19 protein-coding genes and 1 tRNA gene are annotated in these 23,613 nt (G+C 48.6%); 9 read left to right on the forward strand and 11 right to left on the reverse strand.

Translation table 11 applies throughout. The features are described from left to right. Window positions 1–150: 150 nt before the first annotated feature. Window positions 151–639, reverse strand: a complete 489-nt coding sequence (locus ACEW9O_RS24625; RefSeq protein WP_373552882.1) for a DUF1573 domain-containing protein — start codon at window positions 637–639, stop codon at window positions 151–153. 67 nt (window positions 640–706) lie between these two features. Here ACEW9O_RS24625 and ACEW9O_RS24630 point away from each other — a divergent pair, with 67 nt between their 5' ends. Beyond that, on the forward strand, window positions 707–1,228 hold the full coding sequence (locus ACEW9O_RS24630) for a shikimate kinase (RefSeq protein WP_373552883.1): 522 nt from the start codon (window positions 707–709) through the stop codon (window positions 1,226–1,228). 113 nt (window positions 1,229–1,341) lie between these two features. Here the strand turns inward: ACEW9O_RS24630 and ACEW9O_RS24635 are convergent, their stop codons facing one another. Further along, window positions 1,342–2,703, reverse strand: a complete 1,362-nt coding sequence (locus tag ACEW9O_RS24635; RefSeq protein WP_373552884.1) for an amidohydrolase family protein — start codon at window positions 2,701–2,703, stop codon at window positions 1,342–1,344. Window positions 2,704–2,839: 136 nt separating this feature from the next. Here ACEW9O_RS24635 and ACEW9O_RS24640 point away from each other — a divergent pair, with 136 nt between their 5' ends. Further along, entirely contained in the window at window positions 2,840–3,070 is a 231-nt protein-coding gene (locus ACEW9O_RS24640) for a hypothetical protein (RefSeq protein ID WP_373552885.1), read from the forward strand. A gap of 23 nt (window positions 3,071–3,093) precedes the next feature. Here ACEW9O_RS24640 and ACEW9O_RS24645 read toward each other — a convergent pair whose 3' ends face one another. After that, a complete protein-coding gene (locus ACEW9O_RS24645; RefSeq protein ID WP_373552886.1) occupies window positions 3,094–3,657 on the reverse strand; it encodes a hypothetical protein in 564 nt (187 codons plus the stop codon). Between the two features lie 161 nt (window positions 3,658–3,818). Further along, window positions 3,819–3,905: transfer RNA gene (locus tag ACEW9O_RS24650), tRNA-Ser, on the reverse strand. 137 nt (window positions 3,906–4,042) lie between these two features. Between ACEW9O_RS24650 and ACEW9O_RS24655 the strand changes: the two genes are divergently transcribed. Beyond that, window positions 4,043–5,008: an FISUMP domain-containing protein gene (locus ACEW9O_RS24655; RefSeq protein WP_373552887.1), complete on the forward strand. Its 966-nt coding sequence runs from the start codon at window positions 4,043–4,045 to the stop codon at window positions 5,006–5,008. 4 nt (window positions 5,009–5,012) lie between these two features. On the opposite strand, the gene ACEW9O_RS24660 is transcribed toward ACEW9O_RS24655, so the two are convergent. Further along, window positions 5,013–6,026 carry an agmatine/peptidylarginine deiminase gene (locus ACEW9O_RS24660; RefSeq protein ID WP_373552888.1) on the reverse strand — a complete coding sequence of 338 codons (1,014 nt, stop codon included), beginning with the start codon at window positions 6,024–6,026 and terminating at the stop codon, window positions 5,013–5,015. Window positions 6,027–6,242: 216 nt separating this feature from the next. On the opposite strand from ACEW9O_RS24660, the gene ACEW9O_RS24665 reads away from it, so the two are divergent. The 3 genes from ACEW9O_RS24665 to ACEW9O_RS24675 all read left to right on the forward strand — a co-directional run bounded on the left by ACEW9O_RS24665 (window position 6,243) and on the right by ACEW9O_RS24675 (window position 10,495). Next, complete coding sequence (locus tag ACEW9O_RS24665; protein ID WP_373552889.1) at window positions 6,243–8,381, forward strand: alpha-amylase family glycosyl hydrolase; 2,139 nt, start codon at window positions 6,243–6,245, stop codon at window positions 8,379–8,381. Between the two features lie 118 nt (window positions 8,382–8,499). Then, entirely contained in the window at window positions 8,500–9,798 is a 1,299-nt protein-coding gene (locus ACEW9O_RS24670; protein ID WP_373552890.1) for a radical SAM protein, read from the forward strand. 58 nt (window positions 9,799–9,856) lie between these two features. After that, window positions 9,857–10,495: an intradiol ring-cleavage dioxygenase gene (locus ACEW9O_RS24675; protein ID WP_373552891.1), complete on the forward strand. Its 639-nt coding sequence runs from the start codon at window positions 9,857–9,859 to the stop codon at window positions 10,493–10,495. A 14-nt stretch (window positions 10,496–10,509) separates the two neighbouring features. Here the strand turns inward: ACEW9O_RS24675 and ACEW9O_RS24680 are convergent, their stop codons facing one another. The 5 genes from ACEW9O_RS24680 to ACEW9O_RS24700 all read right to left on the reverse strand — a co-directional run bounded on the left by ACEW9O_RS24680 (window position 10,510) and on the right by ACEW9O_RS24700 (window position 14,628). Beyond that, window positions 10,510–10,986, reverse strand: coding sequence for a GyrI-like domain-containing protein (locus tag ACEW9O_RS24680; RefSeq protein ID WP_373552892.1), 477 nt, complete (start codon window positions 10,984–10,986; stop codon window positions 10,510–10,512). A gap of 4 nt (window positions 10,987–10,990) precedes the next feature. After that, window positions 10,991–11,587 (reverse strand): pseudouridine synthase, encoded by a 597-nt coding sequence (locus ACEW9O_RS24685; protein WP_373552893.1) that lies wholly within the window; start codon window positions 11,585–11,587, stop codon window positions 10,991–10,993. Between the two features lie 335 nt (window positions 11,588–11,922). Then, window positions 11,923–13,419, reverse strand: coding sequence for a DUF4173 domain-containing protein (locus ACEW9O_RS24690; RefSeq protein WP_373552894.1), 1,497 nt, complete (start codon window positions 13,417–13,419; stop codon window positions 11,923–11,925). A 176-nt stretch (window positions 13,420–13,595) separates the two neighbouring features. Then, entirely contained in the window at window positions 13,596–13,931 is a 336-nt protein-coding gene (locus tag ACEW9O_RS24695) for a winged helix-turn-helix domain-containing protein (RefSeq protein WP_373552895.1), read from the reverse strand. Between the two features lie 52 nt (window positions 13,932–13,983). After that, the gene (locus ACEW9O_RS24700) at window positions 13,984–14,628 is read right to left on the reverse strand and encodes a hypothetical protein (RefSeq protein ID WP_373552896.1); all 645 of its coding nucleotides are present in this window, start codon (window positions 14,626–14,628) and stop codon (window positions 13,984–13,986) included. Between the two features lie 125 nt (window positions 14,629–14,753). Between ACEW9O_RS24700 and ACEW9O_RS24705 the strand changes: the two genes are divergently transcribed. After that, complete coding sequence (locus ACEW9O_RS24705) at window positions 14,754–15,350, forward strand: Uma2 family endonuclease (protein ID WP_373552897.1); 597 nt, start codon at window positions 14,754–14,756, stop codon at window positions 15,348–15,350. On the opposite strand, the gene ACEW9O_RS24710 is transcribed toward ACEW9O_RS24705, so the two are convergent. Then, window positions 15,351–17,018: a formate--tetrahydrofolate ligase gene (locus ACEW9O_RS24710; protein WP_373552898.1), complete on the reverse strand. Its 1,668-nt coding sequence runs from the start codon at window positions 17,016–17,018 to the stop codon at window positions 15,351–15,353. 373 nt (window positions 17,019–17,391) lie between these two features. Here ACEW9O_RS24710 and ACEW9O_RS24715 point away from each other — a divergent pair, with 373 nt between their 5' ends. Beyond that, on the forward strand, window positions 17,392–19,842 hold the full coding sequence (locus ACEW9O_RS24715) for a glycoside hydrolase family 127 protein (protein ID WP_373552899.1): 2,451 nt from the start codon (window positions 17,392–17,394) through the stop codon (window positions 19,840–19,842). Window positions 19,843–20,243: 401 nt separating this feature from the next. Continuing rightward, window positions 20,244–23,462, forward strand: a complete 3,219-nt coding sequence (locus ACEW9O_RS24720) for a glycoside hydrolase family 3 N-terminal domain-containing protein (protein WP_373552900.1) — start codon at window positions 20,244–20,246, stop codon at window positions 23,460–23,462. Window positions 23,463–23,613 lie beyond the last annotated feature (151 nt).

A 23,613-nucleotide genomic window follows, 5' to 3' on the forward strand; every position in this document is an offset into this window, starting at 1 on the left:
CGATAATCAACAGCAGTTGATTGATCACAACGTGGCAGCCTTCGACTGTTTTTGGTAGCTCCAACTCAATGTTTTTGATGCCCTAAGATACTTTTTATTTTCATATTTAGCAGCCGCCGAAGGCGGCTGCTAAATAGTTACTGTTGAGTGTTAATTTCGAGCGCCCACAATACCTACCAATTCCAGCATGGTTTGTGAGGGGTAAGTGTTTGCCACAATGGTGATGGGTTTAGCTTGTGGCCCAGCTTTCCCATTGGTGTCAAATTTGACCTTGATTGTGCCCTTCTCTCCCGGTTTGATGGCTTCTTTGGGCCACTCGGGCACAGTACAGCCACAGGTAGAATGCCCGTTGGTGATCACCAGCGGCACTTTCCCGGTATTGGTAAACTCGTATTCGTGCACAACAATCTTCCCCTCAGGTGCTTCGCCAAAATCAAAATGGTGCTCTTTAAAGGTCATTTTGGCCACGTTCACCGTATCTATCGGTTCGGGGCGAGCCGATACGGGGTTGCGGATGATCTCTGAATTGTAAATCAGTTCAGGGTCGGTTATTTCTTCCACGGCCCGTTGATCCTCCTGGGTGTTGTTTTGGCAAGCGGACAGCAAGAACAGAAAAATGAACAGTGAAATGTAACGCATGGAACTGTTTTTTTAAGAGCTTTGCGGGGCGAAATTAACAAACCCTGGCTTTAAAAGCAAAATGCCAATGAATATTTACCTGATCGGTTTTATGGGTTCTGGCAAATCGTTTACGGGTCAGCAATTGGCGGCGGCCTTACACCTGCCATTTGTAGATTTGGATGAACGGATTGAACAAACTGAAAAACGCAGCATTGCACAGGTTTTTGAATCGGAGGGAGAAAATTATTTTCGCACCCTCGAAGCCCAATTGCTCCGGGCAACCCTGGCCGATGATCCAGCGGTAATTTCTTGTGGGGGCGGCACGCCTTGTTTTCACCAAAACATGGACTGGATCAATACCAACGGCTTGAGCATTTACCTCAAAGCTAGTGTACCCTTACTGGCCAAACGCCTGAAAAAAGGCCAGGAACACCGGCCACTGATTCGAGGATTCAATGAACTGGAATTGGAAGTTTACATTGCGGAACGGTTGGAGCAGCGAGAGTTGTTTTATGGGCAAGCGGAGATCATTGTGATACAGGACGACAATCAGACTTTGGTACCTCAGTTATTGAAACACGCTCGACTGTCTTCGTTAAAGGAATAATTAAGCGAAGCGTCGTCAACGTCTAACTTTGTGATCTTTGTGCTGTCTTTGTGTCCTTTGTGCTAAAAAATGTCGCTTTGGGGCATCTATTATGAAATTCCAAAATAGTGGTTTTAAGACTTGTTCTTCTCCGCGATTTTCTTCAATTCTGCATCAATAAACGCCTTCGACAACCACTTACCCCGCAGCATCACGCCAACTTGTTTCCAGGTATTCTCCAGGTTTTCCATCGGATTGGCCTCCAGCAAAATAAAATCAGCTGAAGCCCCTGCCTCGATAGTGCCAAACATCCCACTTTGTCCAAAAAAGCGCGCTGGATTGGCCGTCCCGCTCCGCAAAATAACGTAAGCTGGCAAATTGGCGTCGGCCATACTTTTCAACTCATGCCGCAAAGAAAATCCCGGTACATTGAACACCTGGGGAGCATCCGATCCCAACAAAAAATCAACATCAGCTTTGTACAAACTTTGCAAGATTTTGTGACGGAATAAAATAAAGCGTTGCCACAACACTTCTCCATAATTCGCTCCAGTCAGGTTGCTTTTGTTTTGCCGCCATTGAAACAATGTTTTGGACGGCATGTACTGCATCTCGGGCTCATTGGCCAGCGCATTGGCATCGGTGGGTGAAAACCAACGGGTGAACAAACTTTGGGTAGGCACCACCCAGACCCCTTGTTTTTTGGATTCAGCAGCCAGGGCAGCCAATCCTTTTTCATCGGCCTGGGGAACGTAGCTATACCCAAAAAAGCCTCCGTTGGGATTTTGAGCCAAAGCTTCTGCTGAAACCGTTCCCTCCAGGTAGCCATCCAAATGATCTACCGAGGCATATTTTGAAGCCAATGCGTGCCGAATCCCCACTTCTACCGGAACGTGGCCGGAAAAAGGCAAATTTAGGCTTTGGGCCGTTTTGACCATGGTATCAAATACTTCCCGTTTTACGCCAGGATGAATCTTCAAAAAATCATAACCGTCTTTTTTGTACTGGATTACTTTTTCGCGGGCTTCCTGGGGTGTTTTAATGGTGTTGCCATTCATCGAAGGGCTAGAGGTGAAAATGCGGGGCCCAATGAGCATTTCATTAGCCACGTTTTTCCGCAGAGTCAAATGGTATGGATCACCCAGCATGCCGCGAATGGTAGTCACCCCATTGGCCACGTACAGAAACAGGACTTGACGCACCCAGGTATCGTCCCCATTTTCAGGGGTTGGAATATGTGCATGCATTTCTGTCAAACCAGGCATCAGGTATTTTCCGGTTCCATCAATCACCTGATTTTTTTTCTTGACTTTCAATTTGCTAGAAGGCCCCATTTTGAACACTTTACCATCTTTGAGCAGTACCGTGTAGTCCTTGAGCACCTCCTCCGAGGTCATGGGCAGGACGGTGACGTGGGTGATGGCGTCTACCTTTACCTGAGCCGCACAAAAATATACGCTTGAAACGATAAGGAAGGTGGTAAAAATCGTCCGCATGGCATGGGTTTACAGGTTATTGTGGTAGGTAAATGTAACCATAAGGCGCGAAAAAGTGAGCAGAATAGGTAGCATAAACATAAAAAGATTAACTTAATGCAATTTTTATCATCAATCAATCTTCAAAAAAAGCAACATGGACGTTTCTGCCTATCAAAACCTAGTAACGGGCTATTACCTTTTCGAAAGCATGCCGGACAATGTAAGCGATAACTGGTTTCGCTACATCTGCACCGATGGAAAATTGTGTAAAGAGGTCGAATATGACTACCAGCCCACAGCAGATGAGCTGGTTTTCTCCTGTAGCATCACCGGAGGCAGGACTAAAGTGGAGTTGTATAAAAATGGTGGTGAAATTAAAAAATAAGCGTAGCCTTTTGGGATATAAAATTAATTCTTATTCGTCAAAAAACCGGTATCCTCGGTTTTTACCCCAACCACCTTCATTTTAACACTCCGCCCCCTTTCACTATCGGGTGCTACTTTTTGCTTTTTTTCACCTGGATCAAAACTTGCCAACCTCAGTTGTTCCGTTTTATAAACGTCTCCATTGCTTTGGATATAGTAGACATCTACGAGAACCTCATCTACAATTAATTTTGAATCATTGCTCACTTCCACTACCAATCCTTTCATACCCCCCAATCCACGTCTTTCCCCTTTAACGAGCGTTGCATGGATTAGCGTTTCCCAATTTTTGCCGAAAAATTCGATGTATTCCGCCATCTCTTTCAACTGCTTGGCCGCTTTTTCTGCTTCTATCTGCTTGGCTTCTTCATCATAAGCTTTTTTGAGCCTTGAAGTACTGGTGGTATCGAATGTGACTTCTGGGGTAGGAATGTTCTGACTTGGTTTGTTTGGTCTGAGGTAAAAAAAGGTAAGGATTAGTGCTAGTGCTATCAGTACATATAGGATCCAGCTTGGGTATTTTTTTGGCTCTTTGGTCGTGTTCATGGTTGTCTACTTTTCTATCGCCAGCTTAGGCGCTACCTTTCACAACGCTGATCATGCCTCTGGTGTTTCCTTGATCTTTTTTGAGTTGTTTCAGTCAGTCAAGTACACAAACAAAAAAGCCGCCAAAAACCCAATAAAATCAAGGGTTTTCGACGGCTTAGCGGAGGAGGAGGGATTCGAACCCCCGGTACCCTCGCGAGTACACTTGATTTCGAGTCAAGCCCGATCAACCACTCTGGCACACCTCCTAGCGGGGAACAAAAATACACACTGGGGTTTAGTTTTAGCAGCTTTTCCTGGGAAAAAACAAGGAGAAAAGGAATTTAGTCTAAAAAAAGTTCCTGCTGCTCGGGTTTTGTACTAATTTCCTAATCAAAAAACAACTATGCCCAGCATTGAACATGTTTCGAAACGTCCCCTCGTACTCTGGCTCGGTATTCTTTTGGGGTTCATCGTTTTGCTCTTGAGTTTTCCTAGTCAAAGCCAGTGGTTCATCACCCGCACTTTGGTCAACTCAGCGGAAGGTTACGACCAGTACATCCAAAATTATCCAAAAGGTCCCTATCTCGAGCAAGCCAGTTGGCGGCGGGCCAAATTGAAAAATGACCCAGCCTTGTACCTTGATTTTGCTGCCGATTTCCCTAAACACCCTCAACATGAATTGGCTTTGTGGTCTGCTGCTAAAAAACTTCGTGATCCTGCTGTTTATGCAGAATACCTCAAACAATACCCGGAAGGTGGGCTAGCCAAAGCGGAGGGCTTCAACGTCAATCGTTTGCGCATTTCTGCCAAGGTTTACCACAATGAGCAAAAACGTTTGACTAGCTTAAACTACGGTAAAGTAGTTGATGCGGAGGGGCATAGCTATCGCAGCATTCAAATCGGAGGGCTTACCTGGCTGGCCGATAACCTCAATTTGAACATCAATGAAGCTTCTTTCTGTTTTTTAGACAGCAAAGCTTATTGCGATCGGTTCGGCAAATTGTATAACTGGCTCGGCGCACAAGATGCCTGCGCACGATTGGGGGAAGGGTGGCGACTCCCCAGTCTGGAGGAATGGGAAACATTATGCCTCAACTACGACCCCGAGGGCAATTTGGACAAAGGCAGCACCAAAGTTTTCCACGCTCTGCTCAAAGGTGGAAAAAGTGGCCTGGAAGCCCGTGGCGGTGGGTATTTCACTCCCGAAGGAGGTTACATTGGAGTTTATTTTGATGCTGCATACTGGACGGGCAGCCCAGCCAATGGCTTGGAGTCCTATGAAATCGTCTTTTTAGGCCGGGAAAAACGGACCTTTAAAGCAATTGCTGAGCGGGCATATGCACTTTCCTGCCGTTGTGTGCGGAATTGATGGATTATATGCAATTTGCAGGATATTGCATGCTGATGCAATGCAAAGACCCATGCTGCTCGATCAAAGCCCGACAATTGATCCCAATCACTGCATGGTTAGGGAATGCTTTTTGAATTTGTACCAATGCCAGTTTATCCTCCGGCACCTGATAAGTAGGCACCAAAACAGCCTGATTGATGATCAAAAAATTGGCGTAAGTAGCGGGCAGGCGGTGGCCATCTTCAGCAAAACAAGCCGTGGCCATGGGCAGCGGAATCAGTTGGTAGGGTTTGCCCTCTACCGTAGTAAAGGCTTGTAATTCTTTTTCCATTGCTCGCAGAGCTTCATAATGCTCATCATGGGTATCCAGACACTGCACATAAGCAATGGTATCTACACTGCAAAAACGCGCCAGGGTATCAATGTGTGAATCGGTATCATCGCCAGCCAAGTATCCGTGGTGCAACCAAAGCACTCGTTCCAGGCCGAAAAGTTCCTTTAGTTTAACTTCCGTAGCCGCTTGATCCAAATGTGGATTGCGGTTGGGTGACAACAGACACTCTGAAGTGGTGAGCAAAGTGCCCTGCCCGTCGCTTTCGATTCCCCCTCCTTCCAGCGCCAAGCCTCCATGTTGAAGCGGCGCTTTAAAAATCCCCTGCTGCTGCAATCGCCCCGTGATAAGGTTGTCCAAAAAAGCTGGAAATTTCAAGCCCCAACCCGTGAATACAAAATCCAAAATTAGGGGCTTGCTGTCCTCAAAAATAGTGATGCCGCCGTGATCGCGGGCCCAGGTATCATTGCTGGGAATATCCACGAGGATCAAATTTTCCTGTACAGCATTTTTCAAATGGGGTCGAACCTCGTTTTGATCCCGGCATACCACCAGCACTTTTTCGTAACGACTGATGATTTCAATGGCTTCCACAAAACAGGGCAACACCTCTTCCATACTATTTGCCCAATCCGTTTCAGCATGTGGAAAGGTGAATTGCACGGCACTTTGGGGTTCCCATTCTGCGGGTAAACGACGAGTCATATGGTATTGGCTAAAAATTGAATAAGGGCATAAATCTACAATGAGGGAAGGTATTTAGGCGCATAAAAACCATACTATCGACCAAAAACTGCTTCACTGGCTTTATTTTCAAAATTTGCCAAAGAAAATTCTGTACACAAATGATTCAAAAAAATTTCCACAACTCAGTCGGGTTATTAATTTTGTTGGCCCATCTGGGTTGTATTGTAATAATGTATGAAACTAGCAAAAACAATTGAGCGCAGGACTCGTCTGTACATGGACGATTTCCTGAGCAACTACCGCGTATTGTATCCTGACGCCAGTCAAGCACAAATTCAACGCTTGATGGACATCCTTGCCCAGGTGGACAAGGAACGTCCTGCCGCACTCCAACAAATTGACGCAGACCGGGAATGGAAAGCCGATTGGTTTCAGCAACCCCAACACGTCGGCATGATGCTGTATGTGGATTTGTTTGCCGGCAACCTTCAGGGACTGATTGACCGCATTGATTATTTTAAGGAATTGGGCATTACCTATTTGCACCTGATGCCCCTGCTCCAGCCTCGCTCTGGCCCCAATGACGGGGGCTACGCCGTGGCCAATTACCGGGAAGTCAACTCCCGCTTGGGCACCATGACGCAACTGCGCGAACTCGCTACCCGCCTGCACGAGGAAGGTATGATGCTGGTGATCGACTACGTGATGAACCATACCGCCCGTGAGCACCAGTGGGCACAGGCTGCCTTGCAAGGGGATCCTTTTTTTCAGGATTTTTACCTACTCTTTGAAGATAGAACCTTGCCCGATGCCTACGAAAAAACCTTGCCCGAGGTTTTCCCCGATTTTGCCCCCGGCAACTTCACCTGGCAGCCTGAAATCCAAAAATGGGCCTGGACCACTTTTTACGATTTTCAACTCGATCTCAACTATCGCAATCCCAACGTGTTTGAGGCCATGTTAGAAGAAATGCTATTTCTGGCCAATGTGGGTGTAGACGTTTTACGGCTGGATGCGGTACCTTTTTTGTGGAAAAATAGGGGCACCAACTGCCAAAACCAACAGGAAGCCATCCATATTCTGGCCGCTTACCGCGCCCTGGTGCGCATGGTGGCACCGGGCATGTTGTTTAAATCCGAAGCCATCGTTGCTCCTGACGACATCATTCGTTACCTGGGCAGTGGTGGACTGGAAGGCAAAGCTTGTGAGATCGGCTACAATGCCACAATGATGAATCACCTTTGGCATGCCTTGGCTTCTGAAAACACCCAGTTGTTGCGCAATACTTTGTCACAACTCCCTCCCATCCCCAAGGAAGCCACCTGGATCAATTACATCCGTTGCCACGACGACATTGGTTGGGGAATTTCGGATGAAAATGCTGCTGCGGTGGGGCAAAGTGGCCGGGGAACCCGCAACTTTTGCACCGATTTTTATGCCGGAGTACTACCACAAAGTTACTCCGAAGGTTACGTTTTTCAACGCGACCGCCAAACTGGCGAAGCGCGTACCTCGGGTACCGCCGCTGCACTGACCGGTTTGCAAAAAGCCCTGGTTGAAGCGGATTCAATAAAAATCGACCTGGCCATCAAACGCCTGGAGGTATTGAACGGGGTAATCTTTTTTATGAAAGGAATCCCCTTGATTTTCTCTGGTGACGAGGTGGCCCAGCTGAATGATTACCACTACTTGCTCGATCCCTTGAAGGCAGGCGACAACCGCTGGGTGCACCGCCCTCCGATGAACTGGGCCAAAGCCGCCCGGATTCACGAGGCTGGTACGCCGGAAGAACGGGTTTTTTCGATGCACCGTCGCTACATCGAAACCCGGAGGGAAAACCCAGCGCTGCATGGGCGCTCTTATGACCAAATCATCATTGTCGACAATGATTCCCTCTTCGTTTGTGAACGCAATTACGAGGGGCAAAAAATGCTCCTGGTCGCCAATTTGAGCCGTAACCCGCAGCACTTGAGCATTTCGGGCTTACCCGCAGAATGGCAAAATGGCATCTATTACAATGCGCTGCGCCAACAAGGTTTAAGTTTTGTCAATGATCATTTGTTGATTGGGCCTTATGGGGTGTATTGGTTAAAACCAGCGTTGCTCCTGGAGTCCAGCAAAACGACCTCTATAGAACTGAGCATGTACATACCTGCTGAATACGGTGAAGCAATCTATGTAACGGGTAGTTTGCCGGAGCTGGGCAACTGGGACTGGAGCAAAGGCCTGGCCGCTGATCCACAGGATTATCCGCATTGGAAGGTACGGTTTGAGGTGAAGTGTGGGCAGGGTTTTGCCTGGAAATGGGTAAGGGTGCGGAATGGGAAGGTGGTGATGTGGGCGGAGGAAGATCGGGAAGTGATGCCGGTGTAGGGCAACCCTTGCGGTTTCCCCATGTCTGTGATAACCATCACATCGTTGGGGCAACCGCGAGGGTTGCCCCAACGATGTGCCATTTTTTCACTATCTTTGCGCCCTTAAACAAAACAACATGACACTCAAGCACTCGCCATACGTGCTATACGCAGATACTGAAGGGAACGTTTTTGAGGACAAGAGCTTATACGCCGTTGGCCGTTCGGGATGGTATTGTGACCCCATTCCCGATGAGGACTGGATTGAACTGCCCGATGGAGGCTCTTTATACAACTTGCCCAATCGCATCCCACTGGGCATTGATGTCAAAACCGGGGAAATGCGCCTCTGCGACCTGGGTTTTGCTGTCGCAGCCTTCGTGCCACCTGCTCATACCGGTTTGTACCTGGCCGCATACGAAAACCAGCCTGAAGCCCCTACTCTTTCGCTGTTTTGTTACACTGCCGTGGGTTGGTATCGCGGCAAGTTTTTTGTGCCTGCGGTTCGCGTTGAAAGCGACATTCGCCAGGAATGTGCGGGTTTTGACCACAATGTGGTGCAACAAGGGGTAAATGAACTGCGGAAAGCCTATCCGCACAATCGCCTCGTGGAGCACCTGGCCGAAAATTGCGCTTTGACCTATACTTGTCCTGCTGCCCGCAACTACTTCATGGGCCGCTGGGAATGCCCGGTTCCGGTTTCTCCGGCTTGCAATGCGAATTGCATCGGATGTATTTCGGAGCAACCTGAGGATGAAACGGTGGTGTCGAACCAGGATCGTTTGCAGTTCAAACCTACCCCACAGGAAATCATCGAATTTACCGTGCCCCACCTCGAATCAGCACCTTATCCGCTGATCAGTTTCGGGCAAGGTTGCGAAGGAGAACCCCTGCTGATGTGGGAGACCATTCGGGATGCCATCATTGAAATCCGCAAGTTCACCGATAAGGGTTCTATTAACATCAATACCAACGGCAGCAAGCCCGATGCTGTAGAAGCCTTATGCAAAGTGGGCCTGAACAGCATCCGGGTCAGCACCAACTCCTTGCAACGCCACATCTACACGCCTTATTACCGCCCCAACAACTACGATTTTGACGCCCTGGCGGAATCGATCAAAATTGTGAACCGTTACGGCGGTTGGACGAGCATCAACTACTTTGCCTTCCCCGGTCAAACCGACTCGGTGGAGGAATACGAAGCCCTGCGCGCTTTCATCAAAGACACCGGCCTGAAAATGATCCAGTGGCGCAACTTCAACATTGACCCCGACTGGTACCTGGGCCGCATCAATTTGCCGGACTCGGGGGAAATCCTGGGGATCAAGCAGCTGATGGAGTTGATCAAGGAAGAATTTCCGGAGATCAAATACGGCTATTACAATCCACCGATGGAGCGGATCAAAGGGAATTTTGAAGTGGATTTTGCCCATTGATAGAGCATAGTTTGCAACGATTTGACTGGGGGCTTGTCCTTCCTAAAAACACCTCATCATGCGCAATATCTTCTACTTCTGTTTATTGGCTTTTTTAAGCATCAATATTGCTACACAGGCGCAAACCAAAGCCAGGCCTAAAGTTGGCGGCCCTTGTGAAGGTTGCAACTTGTTGTTTTCGGGTATCCCCAAAGCCATGAACAGCATAGATACCAGCGCAGGTTGGGAGGAAAAGGGAACCAGCAAAATCCTGATAAAAGGCATCGTTTACCAGCAAGATGGCAAAACACCTGCCCCAAACGTAGTTGTTTATTATTACCACACCGATACCAAAGGGCATTACACCCCCAACGCATCTGTGCCCAAGAGAGCTGAGCGCCATGGGTACCTGCGGGGCTGGGTAAAAAGTGACCAGAATGGGCAGTATGCCATTTATACCATTCGCCCAGCATCTTATCCTGGCACGGATTTCCTTGCCCATATCCACGTAACCATCAAAGAACCCAAGTTGAAAGAGCCTTATTACATTGATGAATTTTTGTTCGACGATGATCCCTTCATGACGCCCGAACGGCGCAAAGGCCATCAAAATCGTGGGGGAAATGGCATTTTGAACTTGGTGAAAAACGGGAATGGGTTGTGGGTGGCCAAGCACGATATTGTTTTGGGCTTGAACATTCCGAATTATCCAAAGTGACGATTTAACCCCATTTAAACTTTCGTTTTAATCGGTATCCAAACCTCCTCCTCTGACTCCGGATCATTGTTTTTGTATTTTTCCCCCAATAATTCAAAATGCTCACGATGGTCAAGTACGTATCCTGAATTTGGCATCCATTCCTGAAAAATATAGTGAAATGTTTTTTGAAAGGCACTCGCCTGACCAATGTGCTGGAATACGGCATACAAACCACCATTCAGGACATACGTCTCCATCCCGTCTGGAATCACCTCAAAATCCGTCACCTCCACTGCCGCCCATTTTACAAATTCAACATCCTCCTGGAAACTTGGCGGCGACTTGAAAATTTGCATGGAGTATAAATTGTTGTCTAACTTATTGAGGATGTGTCTTCGGAGTGGCATAAAGCTGCCCCACAACATCCCCGTGCGATCCTGGCTAAAACTCATGGGAAGCTGCTTCCCCACTAATTTTTTACTGGGTAGGGTTTCAATTCTCAAAAACATGGGCTTATTTGATTTTTAAGGCCTGATAAATTTCCGATTGACTGTATTCCTGGTGGGCACCCAGCGGTATTTCACCCAAGGCAAGGTTTTCAATTTTTACGCGCAACAAACGCAGTACCGGGAATCCTACTTTGGCGCACATGCGCCGCACTTGCCGGTTTTTTCCCTCCTGCAAAGACAGTTCAAGCCAAGTCTCAGGAATATTCGCCCGGTAGCGGATGGGTGGATTGCGTTCTGCGATGTTGGTTTGAGGTTGCACCACCTGCGCCTGGGCGGGAATGGTGTGGTATGTTTTTTTGTTGATGCGGATGTCAACGCCGTTGCGGAGTTGTTGGAGGGCTTCGGCGCTTGGATTCCCTTCTACCTGCACCCAATAAGTTCGCCAATGGGCATGGCGTGGGTCGAGCAATTTCACGTTGAGTTTAGCATCATTGCTCAGCAACAATAGCCCTTCGCTGTCCTGATCCAGGCGGCCAATGGGATAAACATCCGGCGGAAAAGGGCCCAAATCGGCCAGGGTCAATTGCCCAGCTTCTTCCGGGGTGAATTGACTCAGGTAACCATAAGGTTTGTGCAGAACGAAGTAGCGAAGTTGGCTCAAAGGGTGACAGCTTTTTGCTACAAAAATAGCCAGTTTGTATAGAATTTAGTGCATTTTATACTGTTTATCTCTACATCTAATAGGCATAAATACTACGATAATGGATTCGGCTTCGCCAAACCTTTTCAACACGACGACGACAACGTAACGACGACACGACGTCCTCAGCGCTGCGCGCTGAGTGTCCCCAACGCTTGGCGTTGGGATGTGGCGGTAGCCATTCGTCGTGTCGTCGTTTCGTTGGCCGTCGTGGTTATATCCAAGCAGCGAAGCTGCGTTATGCATTAATTAGGCTTAGCTACTTCAGCTTAAGATTTTACGCCTTCGAAAAAAAATTAAAGTACCCTGGCCGTTTTGACATCCGCCCAGTTCCAACCCCGCCAATCCAACTTGGCCTGTCGTTGTTCAAAACGTTTAATTTTAGCCTGCAATTTCCGATCCACCAAACGAGGATCCAGGTTACTTCGCCGTTGTAGCAGATCATGTTCATTCAACAACAAAGGCAAATTTTTATCCGAAACTTCCAGCAACAAAAACGCACTGTCAATCGTAGCATGCCGCGCCTGATGCAGGTTGTACCGCGTAATGAGCACATCCCAATTGACCATACTCGTGAGCAACAAACTGGCGTACAAAAACCAGGCGTTGACCACCCAAAGGTAGTACAAAGAGCGCCGCTCCTGAATCATAACATACAGCGAATACAGCCCCAAAATGACCAAAATCAAAAACCACAATACGCCCAATCGTTTGTACGCCAGGCCATATTCAGCAATGTAGTGGTAATTGCGCCAGGCTACGGACAAGGCCAGAATGGTGTTCTGGACGATCCAGGTGTAAGCCAGAATTTTTAAGCTTTGATTTTTTTGCAAAAAATGCAGGTTTCCCCGGAAAAAAAAGGCGATGACCCCCATTGCCAAGGCCAAGGCGGCAATCAACAAATAAGTACCCTGGTGCACAAATTCACTCAACTCTGCTGCGCTGTGCTGGTAACGATTGAGCCAAACCCCTTTGATGTCGGTAATGTTCACCACCAGCAACAGGGCATTCAACAGCCCAAAACTCAATACGCCAGAATAATAATGTCGGCGCAAGGCCAGGGTTGGGATAAACGCTTTTAGCCTGGGTCTTTTGTGCACTTTCCAAAGGGAATAGCGCTGCTCTTGTTCCAGCAAATCGGGCGTCCATACCGAAGACCAAATCAATACACTGATCAACAATAAACCTTGTATAAATAATGCGAGGCTTTTCCAGGGGCTGATCTTCGGCAACCAGCTCAGGAAGGTATCCACCAAACCCGAAAACTCAGCATTGGCAAAGTAATAAATGGTGAAAAACAAGCTCAACAAACACAGTGGCAGGATGGCCAAATAAGTCCAGGTGCCCAGGCTGCGAAAAGTAGCTTCGTATTGCTTCTCCCAGCGTCGCCACCAGGTCACCGGAATACTCAGCAAACTACTAATGGCCAAGATCATGGCAAAACCCAAAAAACGCAACTCACGCGCTTGGGCAAACCCCAGCAGCAGAAAAATCGACACCACATGCGTCAACTGGGCTAAAACGGAGTGTTGCCACACCACGGCGATGGCGCTCAGCAGCACACCGGCCATCGCCAGCCAAATGCGTCGGGCTGACCTCATTTCCGGGTACAACAACCACACCGCCAGCAACAAAAAGCCGGAGAACAACAGCGCGTTGAGGCCCAACTGTGCTTTCCAGAACAACAGCGTGTACCAACTCGCGCCCCCACCCAGCAGAAGGGTGATCCACAATTGGCCATTGAGGCTGCGCACTGGCCAACTCAGGTTTTCATTGATCATTAGATTCTTCATATTTTTAAAGTACTTTGAATTTCAAAGTTTAGGTCAAAAAAAATTGGCGCTCTTAGTAGTGGGGCAAAAATAAATGTTCATTTTTCTTGAGCCAAAGGATTAGATAAGACACTTGAAATGAAACGTTTACTCATCTAATCCTTTGGCAAAATGAACAATTCATTTTTTATCGCCCCTTACTCTTCCTTTTTTTCGACTGCTGCTGGCCCATTTTGGTTGCGCAGATTGAGCAATTTTTCCAGGGCATCCAAATGGTCATTAAAGGCCTTCTTACCCAATGCCGTTGCCCGGTAAGAAGTATTCGGCTTGCGCCCGATGAACTGCTTTTGCACTTCAATGTAAGCCTCCGCCTCTAGCACTTTGAGGTGGCTCGCCAAACGCCCATCAGTCAAATCCAGCATCGTTTTGAAAGTTGTAAACTCCACCCAATCGTTGACCATAAGCATGGACATCACCCCCAGCCGCACCCGATTGTCAAATGTATCGCTCAAACCTTCAATGAGTACTTTCATGCTTTTCTCGTTAAGGGGCGATGAAAAAATAAGTGTTCATTTTGCCCCACTGCTAAGCGCGTTCGTATTTGTAGTACATGTACAGGCCATAGGCAATGTGCAAACCTCCAAAACCCAGGGCCCAGCTCTCCAGTCCATAACCTACGTTAAAACAGGTGATCAGTCCGAGGATAATTTCCGCATACCCCAGTTGTCGCACATCGTCCAGGGTGTATTTACTGGCATTGACCAAGCCCAAGCCATAAAACACCAGGGTGCTAGGTGCCACCAAACCCACAAGTCCATGGTACAACAAAGCCAGGACAAAAATTCCCCCAACCACTACTGGAACTGCCAAACTTAAAATCAAACGGCGCGTCAGGGAATCCCAGATTTTTTGCCCTTTTTTCTTGGCCTCACGAGTAGTGAAATAAATGGCCGATAAAATAGCAAAAACCAAAACAAAGAGGGCATCCAAAGCAAAAAACACCCCCGCTTTGAGGCCCCAGCGTTCTAGTTCAGCAAGGTGCTCGTAACTCAACTCATGGCGGTCAAAACGCCCCAAATAAAGCCCCGCCAAAGCCGCTCCAATCAACGCGAATATCCCAGCGCTGACCCCAGACAGCCCACTGAGTGAAATAAAACGAGATGAGCGCTCCATCAAGGAACGGATCTCTTTGAGGGTATCCAAAGATTGTTGGTGCTGCGGTTGGGTCATTTTGAAGTACTTTGAAACACAAAGTTAAGCGTTTTTTTATCCCATGCAAACTTTGTCCACAAAAAGCCTAGATTGCTTCGTTGAATAAAAATGACTATTTTTGTTTATCAAGTAAAGAACCATAAATGACCAACAGTAGTGCTACACATACAGCAATAAAAGCAAATCAAACCAAAGATGAAGGCATCTCTTGGGAAAAATTCCAGCGCAAATACCTCACGCGTGAAGATGGTTATAAATATGAATGGCTGGATGGTGTAGTTGAAAAAACCAAGCGCACTGTGGATTACACTCAATTCTACATCATTCAAAATTTACAGGAATTCTTCTACCAATTAAAGGCTCAGGGATTAGTAGATGGGGCATTAATTACGGAAGGTGATGTGTTTTTTTTAAGCAAACATCGTCGACCAGATATTGCCTTTTTTAGTTCCGCTCAAATTGAAGCAGCAGCAGAAGGAGTCCGGCCAGTTCCTATGTTTGTGATTGAAATCATTTCAACTCACGATGCGGTCAATCGAGTATTCCTGAAGATGAAGGACTATCGCGCAGCCGAAGTCCAGGTAGTTTGGCATATTTTACCCCTTACCGAAGAAATACATGTTTTCACAGGTGGTGACTTGCGAACCATGACGGTGCTTTCGGGTGAAATGCGTTGCTCGGCTGCCCCCGTCTTATCCGATTTTGTAATGACTGTTGATGAGGTTCTGAAAAAAGGGTGATTAGCTCAATCCCGTAATTTTTCCATCCACAATATCAATGTGCAAAGCCTGCGGATCCTTGGGTAGTCCAGGCATGCGCATCATTTCTCCGGCTACGGCCACGATGAAGCCCGCACCCCGGTTGATGATCAGGTTTTCAATGTGCAGGGTAAAATCCGTCGCCAGACCGATTTGATTGGGGTCATCGCTGAAGGAATATTGGGTTTTGGCGATACAAACGGGTAAATGGGTCAAGCCCAGCGATTCGATCTTTTTCAAAGCCGTCTGGGCATTTTTCCCCAAGTCCACTCCCCTGCCCCGATAAATTTGGGTGACAATTTTATGCAGTTTTTCTGGAATTTTGTCTTCCAGTGCGTAAGTATGTGCAATTGCCTGTGAAGGTCGCTTTTCCACCACCTCAATCAACTTTTGCGCCAAAGGTTTAGCCCCTTCCCCACCCTCGGCAAAACCGTTATTGGGCGCAAAATCAGCGCCACGCGCTCGGCACCACTCGGCGGTAAAATCCATTTCTTCACTCGTATCAAAATGGTATTGATTAAAGGTCACTACCACACTTTGTCCAAAGTTTTGCAGATTTTCCAGGTGCCGCTCCAGGTTTTTTAACCCTTCCTGCAAACCTTTTAGATTGGGTTGTTTGATAGCCTCCAGCGGAACGCCTCCGTGTAGTTTGAGCGCTTGGGAGGTCGCAATCAAGACCGTTGCACTGGGCTTTAAACCAGCCTTGCGGCATTTGATGTTCAGAAATTTTTCCGCACCCAGATCCGCACCAAAACCCGCTTCCGTGATCACATAGTCACCATAAGTCATCGCCATTTTGGTGGCCAAAACCGAGTTGCAACCGTGAGCGATGTTAGCAAAAGGGCCGCCGTGGATAAATGCCGCGCCCCCTTCAAGGGTTTGTACCAAATTGGGATCAAGGGCATCTTTCAGTAAAACCGTAATGGCGCCGCCCACCCCTAAATCTGCAATGGTGAAGGGTTTATTCTGAACCGTATACCCCAAAATGATTTGGTCAATACGCTGGCGCAAATCCTCCAGACTCGTTGCCAAACAAAACACCGCCATGATCTCCGAAGCAGCGGTGATGTCAAAACCCGTCTCCTGCGGAATGCCATTGTTCGTACCATTCAATCCAGAAACGATGTAGCGCAAGGAACGGTCATTGACATCCAATACCCGTCGCCAGGTGATTTGTTTCAGGGCTTTGTCGGTCCCCTTATTCTGGTACTGGTAGTTGTCCAACAAAGCAGCAATCATGTTATTGGCACTGGTGATGGCGTGGAAATCGCCTGTAAAGTGCAAGTTGATGTCTTCCATCGGCAGTACTTGGGAGTAACCTCCTCCACAAGCCCCCCCTTTCATGCCAAAACAAGGGCCCAGGGAGGGTTCACGCAGCGCCAGAATGGCATTTTTGCCCAGTTTGTGCAAGCCTTGGGCGAGGGCGATCCCCACCGTGGTTTTGCCAATCCCCGCTTTGGTTGGGGTAATGGCGGTTACCAGAATGAGTTTACTTTGGGCTACTTTGGCTTCGTCAATATTTTCGTACGGTATTTTGGCTTTGAAGCGGCCATAGGGAACGACTTGTTCTTCATTGATGCCTAATTCGGTGGCCAATTGGGCAATCGGGCGCAGGGTAGCAGATTGGGCGATTTCGATGTCGGTTTTCATAAGCGAGTAGGACTTGCAATTTGGTTTGTTTGCAAGGTTAAAAAAAAGGCAAGAATTTGAGATGGAAAAAGAGGTATTTCAGGGAATGTGATGATTTTGGTCAACAAAAACCTAGGATAAAATTTTAAAATTTTTGGGCAAGGTAACTGAGGTGTTTCCTTAAGTGTCTCAGGTTTCTTAGGTGGTAAAGTTTTTACCTGCTTCGCAGGTGTTTATTTTTTCACCACCTAAGAAACCTGAGACACCCAAGGGGCACCTTAGTAGCTTTGGGCCAACAAAGGGATACCACATCTTTTATAATTGTCGCTTTCACAATTATCGAAGTTTCCTAACTTAGCCCCATCGATAACCATAAACCGTATCGCTGCTAACCATGAAAACCTTCTTGTATACCCTCCTGCTCACGATCTGCGTAAGCGGTCTGATTGCCCAACATGACCATGCCCACCACTACCCTATCCAAGCCATCCCGTTTCACCAAGTCAAGCTGCAAGACAAACTTTGGGCACCACGCATCGAAGTAGTGCGCAACTCCACCATTCCACACGTTTTTCGCAAAAACCAGGAAACGGGACGGGTGAAAAACTTTGAGGTGGCCGCCTCCAACAATCCTGACCGGGTATGCTCGGTATTCCCATTTGACGATACCGATTTGTACAAATTGATCGAGGGTGTTGCTTATGCCTTGCAGAACAAAGCTGATCCAAAACTGCAAGCCAAAGTAGACAGCCTCATCACCATCATTGGCGCAGCACAAGAACCCGATGGCTACCTCTATACCTTTCGCACCATCGTTGAGCGCCGCAAAAATCCAAACTTGGTCGCCGACGTAGATGTTCGTGGCGCCAATCTGAGCTGGCTGAGTGGCCCCCGCTGGGCCAAAGAAGACGACCTCAGCCACGAACTCTATAACGCAGGTCACTTGTATGAAGCGGCAGTAGCCTGGTATGAGGCTACCGGGAAGCGTAACCTGCTGGACATTGCCCTCAAAAATGCCAATCTGGTGGACCAGTCATTCGGCCCTGGCAAATTGCAAAAGGCACCCGGACACCAGGAAATCGAACTCGGTTTGGTCAGATTGTACCAAACCACGGGTGAAAAACGCTGGCTGGATTTGGCCAAATTTTTCATCGATGTACGCGGATACGGTGAGCCATACAGCCAAAACCACCTCAAAGTCAAAGACCAACGCGACGCCCAAGGTCACGCCGTACGCCTGGCCTACATGTACGCTGCCGTCACCGACATCAGCGCGCTGACCAGCACCGATGAATACAGTACTGCCCTAAAAGCCGTGTGGGAAGACATCGTGAGCAAACAAATCTACATCACTGGCGGCGTAGGTGCCACGGGCAGCAACGAAGGTTTTGGTGGGGCTTACGATTTGCCGAATTACAGCGCGTATTGTGAAACTTGTTCCTCCGTTGCTTTTGTCAACTGGAGCCATAAACTCTTTCAACTCACTGGCGACACCCGCTACTTGGATGTGATGGAACTGACCTTGTACAATGCCCTGAATGCGGGCATGTCCTTGTCTGGCGACCATTTTTTTTACCCCAATCCGCTGGAAAGCCGCAAAAATGTAGCCCGTACCGAGTGGTTCAGCTGTGCTTGTTGCCCTCCTAATCTGGTGCGTTTTTACAGTTCACTTGCTGGTTTGTTTTATGCCCAAAAAGATAATGAACTCTACCTGAATCTATTTGCGGCCAGCCAAACCAGTTTTGAAACGAAAAAAGGCAAGAAAAAAATCAAAGTTGACATCCAACAAGAAAGTGAATACCCCAGCAATGGGCTGATCAAAGTGCGGGTCAATCCTGCCCAAACGAATGCCTTCACGCTCAAGGTACGTATTCCCGGTTGGGCGCGTGGCGAAGCCATCCCTTTGGGCTTATACAATTTTGTGGATGCCAAAATCCAAAGCATTGTCTTCAAGGTGAATGGCGTGGTGTTCCCGGCCAGCATCAGCGGTGGTTATGCCACGATCAAACGCAGCTGGAGAAAAGGCGATGTGCTAGAATTTGAACTGCCCATGGACGTACAACGGGTAGCCGCTCACCCCCTGGTGAAAGCAGATGAAAAACGCTACGCCCTGAAAAGTGGCCCTTTTGTGTACTGCATCGAAGGCCGGGATCAGGCCGATGATCGGGTTTTGAATATGCTGGTGAGCAAAGACGCCAAGATCAGCCGCCAGTTTGAACCAGGTCTGTTGGGCGGTCAGGCTACTTTGCAATTTGAAGGTCAATTGCTGACCAAAAAACTCAGCGAAACCAGCGCCGAACTAAAACCCATATCGCTCAAAGCCATTCCTTACTACACCTGGGCCAACCGGGGCCGCGACAACATGTTGGTTTGGCTGCCTCACGAGGTCAGCGTGGCCAAGTCCATCGCCCAACCTACCCTGGCGACCAAAAGTAAATTGACTGCTTCGCCCGAACTCAAAGGTGCGCTGACCGCCGCCAGCGACCAATCTGCGCCCAAAACTTCGGGGGATGGCGAAAGTACCTTCGTGCATTGGTGGCCTCATTTTGGCACGCAGGAGTGGTTGCAATACACCTTCCCGGATGCACAGCAGGTCAGCAAAGTGCGGGTCTATTGGTTTGACGATGGTGCTACGGGCGGCGGTTGCCGGGTACCGCTATCCTGGCGGGTGCTGTACCTCGACAATGGGGAATGGAAACCAGTCACGACCAGCCTATCTTATACCACCACCAAGGATGCCTGGAATGAGGTGAAATTTGATGCGGTGAAAACAACGGCGCTGAAGATTGAAATGCAGTTGAAGGAGAGGGTGTCGGCAGGGGTGCATGAGTGGGAAGTGGAGTAAGTGAAGAGTGAAAAGTGAAGAGTGAAGAGTGAAAAGTGAAAAGTGAAGAGCTGATTTCAGCTCCTGCTATTCGCTTTTCACTTAATTTTGGGCTCATTGTATGAATTTCAGGAAACCGACCAGCGGCATAGCCGCGAAACGTCACTAGGGGCAATGCACGGATTTTGGATGGAGGTGGAGCATACCTTTGACCTGACATTTTACCTTTTTTCTAATGACATTGCGCGGCTACGCCGCTGGTTGGCACCTAAAATTCTTCTTCTTTTTTCAGAATTGGGTGATGTGAGCTCAAATCATAAAAAATCACTAATTTTGACCGAAATCAAATAATTTATCGCCAGCAAATAGTTATCTCTACCAAGACCGCCCCACCATTTCAACAACCAAACCATTCTTCCATCATGCGCATTATCCTGAGCATTGGCTGCCTGTTGCTGGCTAGCGTCCTTTCCGGCCAAAAAGCCCCCGAATTCCTGAGCGTCCACAATGCCCGTTGGGTCGACAGTACCCTTGCTACCATGAGTCTCGACCAAAAGATCGGTCAGCTGTTCATGCCTCGGGGCAATACCAGCGGCCGGGGTTATGACCCACAAAAACTGTTGAATTGGGTGAAGGAATACCACCTGGGCGGCATCGTTTTTTTTGCCGGCCAACCCAGCGTACAAGCCCGCATCACCAACGAACTCCAGGCCGCTTCCAAAATCCCCCTGCTCATCGGCGAAGACCTGGAATGGGGCCTGGCCATGCGTCTGGACAGCACAGTGCGTTTTCCCTACCAAATGACCCTGGGGGCCATGCAGCTGAACGAAGGGCTGGTCGAAGCCATGGGTCGCGAGATTGGCCGCCAGTGCAAAAGGATGGGCGTCCACGTCAATTACGCCCCGGTGGTCGACATCAACAACAACCCGAACAACCCGGTCATCAATTTCCGCTCCTTCGGCGAAGACAAATACAACGTCACCCGCAAAGCCCTCGCCTACATGCGCGGCATGCAAAGCCAACGCATTTTGGCCAGTGCCAAACACTTCCCCGGCCATGGCGATACCGGAGTCGACTCTCACTACGACTTACCCCTGATCAACAAAAGCAAGCAGCAACTGCAAGAACTGGAGCTTTACCCCTATCAGGAACTGATCAAAAATGGGCTATCCGGCATCATGACCGCCCACTTGAGCATTCCCGCGCTGGATTCCACCAAAAACCTGGCCTCTACCCTCTCCTCCCGCATCGTGACGGATTTGTTGCGCAAAGACCTGGGTTTCCAGGGCCTCGTGTTCACAGATGCCATGGACATGCAGGGTGCAGTGAAATATTTCCCCAATGGAGAAGCGCTGGTCAAAGCCGTATTGGCGGGCAATGAACTGATCGAGACCTTTGAAGACGTACCCAATGCTTTCAAAGCCATCAAAAAAGCCGTTGCTGATGGTTTGTTGAAAGAAGCGGACCTGACTCAGCGAGTGCGCCGCATCCTGATGGCCAAATCCTGGGTTGGGCTCGACAAATACCGACCCATCCAACTCAAAAACCTGGTTCAAGACCTGAATACCATCGAGTCGGACTTGTTGAATCGGCAAATGGCCGAAGCAGCCCTGACTTTGATCAAAAATCAAAATGAGGCCTTGCCCATCCGCGATTTGACCCAAAAAATTGCCATCGTCTCCATCGACGCCAGCCAAACCACGGCTTTCCAAAAAATGGCCAGCAATTACACCAATGTCGACCATTTTTTGATCCCCATCAATGCGAATGATACCAGCATTTTGAACATACAAAAAGCGACTCAGAACCACGATGTCCTTGTGATCGGAGTGCATCTGCAAAACATCCGCCCCGGTGCCAAATACGGCTTGACGGAGAGCAACCTCAAAGCCTTGAACGTTCTGTGCGGGAGCGGCAAGGGCATCGTGGTGCTGTTTGGCAACCCTTATACTTTGGATAAAATCCCCGCACTGGACAATGCCAAGGCGGTGGTGATGGCTTACCAATTCACCAATTACCTGGAAGACGCCGCTGCGCAAGCGGTGTTTGGCGCCATTCCATTCAAAGGTAGATTGCCAGTGACGGTCAACGAAAAATTCCCACTGGCCATGGGCATCACCAGTCCGGCCATTGGACGATTGTCTTACGGCATTCCGGAGATGGTCGGCATTAATAGCAAAGAATTGATTGGGCGCGTGGACTCGATCATCAACCTGGGCTTGCGCGAAAAAGCCTATCCCGGTGCAGTGGTACAAATTGCCAAGGATGGCCGGGTCATTTACCAAAAAAATTACGGTTACCATACTTATGAAGCCGCCACCAAAGCCCGAAGCACTACTACCCAGGGCATCAGCTTTCAGGTCAGCAACAAAAACGATGTAATGGACGAAAAGGTGGTGCTGAACAACAGTACAGGTACCATCCTCTCCAATGGTAAAGGCGCCATAAACGGAGCCGTGCAACTCTCTGACCTTTATGACCTTGCTTCCGTCACCAAAATCAGCACCTCCGCCCTGGCCGTTATGGAACTGATGAGTGCAGACAAATTTGACCTGGACAAAACTTTTGCCGATTATTACCCGGAATTTGCCAACTCCAACAAGGCCAACCTCACCTTCCGCAACATGCTGACCCACCGGGCTGGCCTCCGCCCATTTATCCCGTTTTGGACATCCGACATTGATTCAGTCCAAACGATCAAAAATAGCCTGGCTTACCGCGAAAAGTATGCAGCGCAACTCCGCCTGAATTTCTTCCAGCGCTTGTTTGGCGGCAAAAAGAAACTGGATCGAAAAATTTTGACCGCCATTCGGACCGACAAGGCCATGTGGCGAGCATGCATCAACGCATCTTCAAAAACCTGGAAACCGGGCGTTTATTCCGAAACAGCAGCTGAGGAATATCCGATCCAAATCACGGAGAAGCTCTGGCTGCGCAAAAACTACGAGCAAAGCATTTTTGATGCCATCAAAAATTCGCCCATCAAACCCGAGCAGGGGTATGTATACAGCGATTTGCACTACATGCTTTACCCAACCATGATGGGGCGAATCGCGGGCATGGAATGGGAAAGTTTCCTGAAACAAACCTACCACGCCATTGGGGCGAATACCTTGACATACAATCCACTGCGTTTTTATGATAAAAGCCGCATCGCCCCCACGGAAATCGATAGCCTTTTCCGCAACACCCTCGTACACGGTCGGGTGCACGATGAGGCTGCCGCGCAATTGAACGGTGTATCGGGGCACGCTGGTTTGTTCGGCAGCGCCAACGACCTGATGAAATTGATGCAATTGTACTTGCAAAAAGGCTATTATGGCGGCAAACAATTCATCAAACCAGAAGTGATGGATTCTTGCACGCGTTATCAGTTCCCGGAGTTGAACAACCGCCGGGGCATTGCTTTTGACAAACTGGATTTGAACCCCAGTGTCAGCAATGGGCCGCGTTTGGCTTCGCCAGATAGTTACGGGCACTCGGGTTTTACGGGGCCTTTTACCTGGATTGATCCGAAGACGCAAACGGTGTACGTGTTCTTGTGCAACCGGGTGTATCCGACGCGGGACAATGGGAAAGTGAGTAGTTTGAACATTCGGACGGGGATTGGGGATGCGATTTATAAGAGTATTAAGCAATAGCGCTCGCTCTTCTTAGGTGACTCTTTGGTGTCTAAAGTTTCTTAGGTGGTGAAAAAAACAAAGCCTCGCGTAGCGGGGCAAAATTTCACCACCTAAGAAACTTTAGACACCAAAGAGTCACCTAAGGGATACTTCATTTGGCAGGCTGTGC

The sequence above is a fragment of the Haliscomenobacter sp. genome (genome assembly GCF_041740695.1).
In the GTDB taxonomy this organism is placed as follows: Bacteria; Bacteroidota; Bacteroidia; order Chitinophagales; family Saprospiraceae; genus Haliscomenobacter.

Coding starts and splice junctions, on each gene's coding strand:
- ACEW9O_RS24710 (WP_373552898.1), bottom strand. CDS start 17,018: ATGAAAACCGACATCGAAATCGCCCAATCTGCTACCCTGCGCCCGATT.
- ACEW9O_RS24635 (WP_373552884.1), bottom strand. CDS start 2,703: ATGCGGACGATTTTTACCACCTTCCTTATCGTTTCAAGCGTATATTTT.
- ACEW9O_RS24680 (WP_373552892.1), bottom strand. CDS start 10,986: ATGTTTTTGAGAATTGAAACCCTACCCAGTAAAAAATTAGTGGGGAAG.
- ACEW9O_RS24655 (WP_373552887.1), top strand. CDS start 4,043: ATGCCCAGCATTGAACATGTTTCGAAACGTCCCCTCGTACTCTGGCTC.
- ACEW9O_RS24695 (WP_373552895.1), bottom strand. CDS start 13,931: ATGAAAGTACTCATTGAAGGTTTGAGCGATACATTTGACAATCGGGTG.
- ACEW9O_RS24630 (WP_373552883.1), top strand. CDS start 707: ATGAATATTTACCTGATCGGTTTTATGGGTTCTGGCAAATCGTTTACG.
- ACEW9O_RS24715 (WP_373552899.1), top strand. CDS start 17,392: ATGAAAACCTTCTTGTATACCCTCCTGCTCACGATCTGCGTAAGCGGT.
- ACEW9O_RS24700 (WP_373552896.1), bottom strand. CDS start 14,628: ATGACCCAACCGCAGCACCAACAATCTTTGGATACCCTCAAAGAGATC.
- ACEW9O_RS24705 (WP_373552897.1), top strand. CDS start 14,754: ATGACCAACAGTAGTGCTACACATACAGCAATAAAAGCAAATCAAACC.
- ACEW9O_RS24720 (WP_373552900.1), top strand. CDS start 20,244: ATGCGCATTATCCTGAGCATTGGCTGCCTGTTGCTGGCTAGCGTCCTT.
- ACEW9O_RS24690 (WP_373552894.1), bottom strand. CDS start 13,419: ATGAAGAATCTAATGATCAATGAAAACCTGAGTTGGCCAGTGCGCAGC.
- ACEW9O_RS24665 (WP_373552889.1), top strand. CDS start 6,243: ATGAAACTAGCAAAAACAATTGAGCGCAGGACTCGTCTGTACATGGAC.
- ACEW9O_RS24625 (WP_373552882.1), bottom strand. CDS start 639: ATGCGTTACATTTCACTGTTCATTTTTCTGTTCTTGCTGTCCGCTTGC.
- ACEW9O_RS24640 (WP_373552885.1), top strand. CDS start 2,840: ATGGACGTTTCTGCCTATCAAAACCTAGTAACGGGCTATTACCTTTTC.
- ACEW9O_RS24660 (WP_373552888.1), bottom strand. CDS start 6,026: ATGACTCGTCGTTTACCCGCAGAATGGGAACCCCAAAGTGCCGTGCAA.
- ACEW9O_RS24670 (WP_373552890.1), top strand. CDS start 8,500: ATGACACTCAAGCACTCGCCATACGTGCTATACGCAGATACTGAAGGG.
- ACEW9O_RS24645 (WP_373552886.1), bottom strand. CDS start 3,657: ATGAACACGACCAAAGAGCCAAAAAAATACCCAAGCTGGATCCTATAT.
- ACEW9O_RS24675 (WP_373552891.1), top strand. CDS start 9,857: ATGCGCAATATCTTCTACTTCTGTTTATTGGCTTTTTTAAGCATCAAT.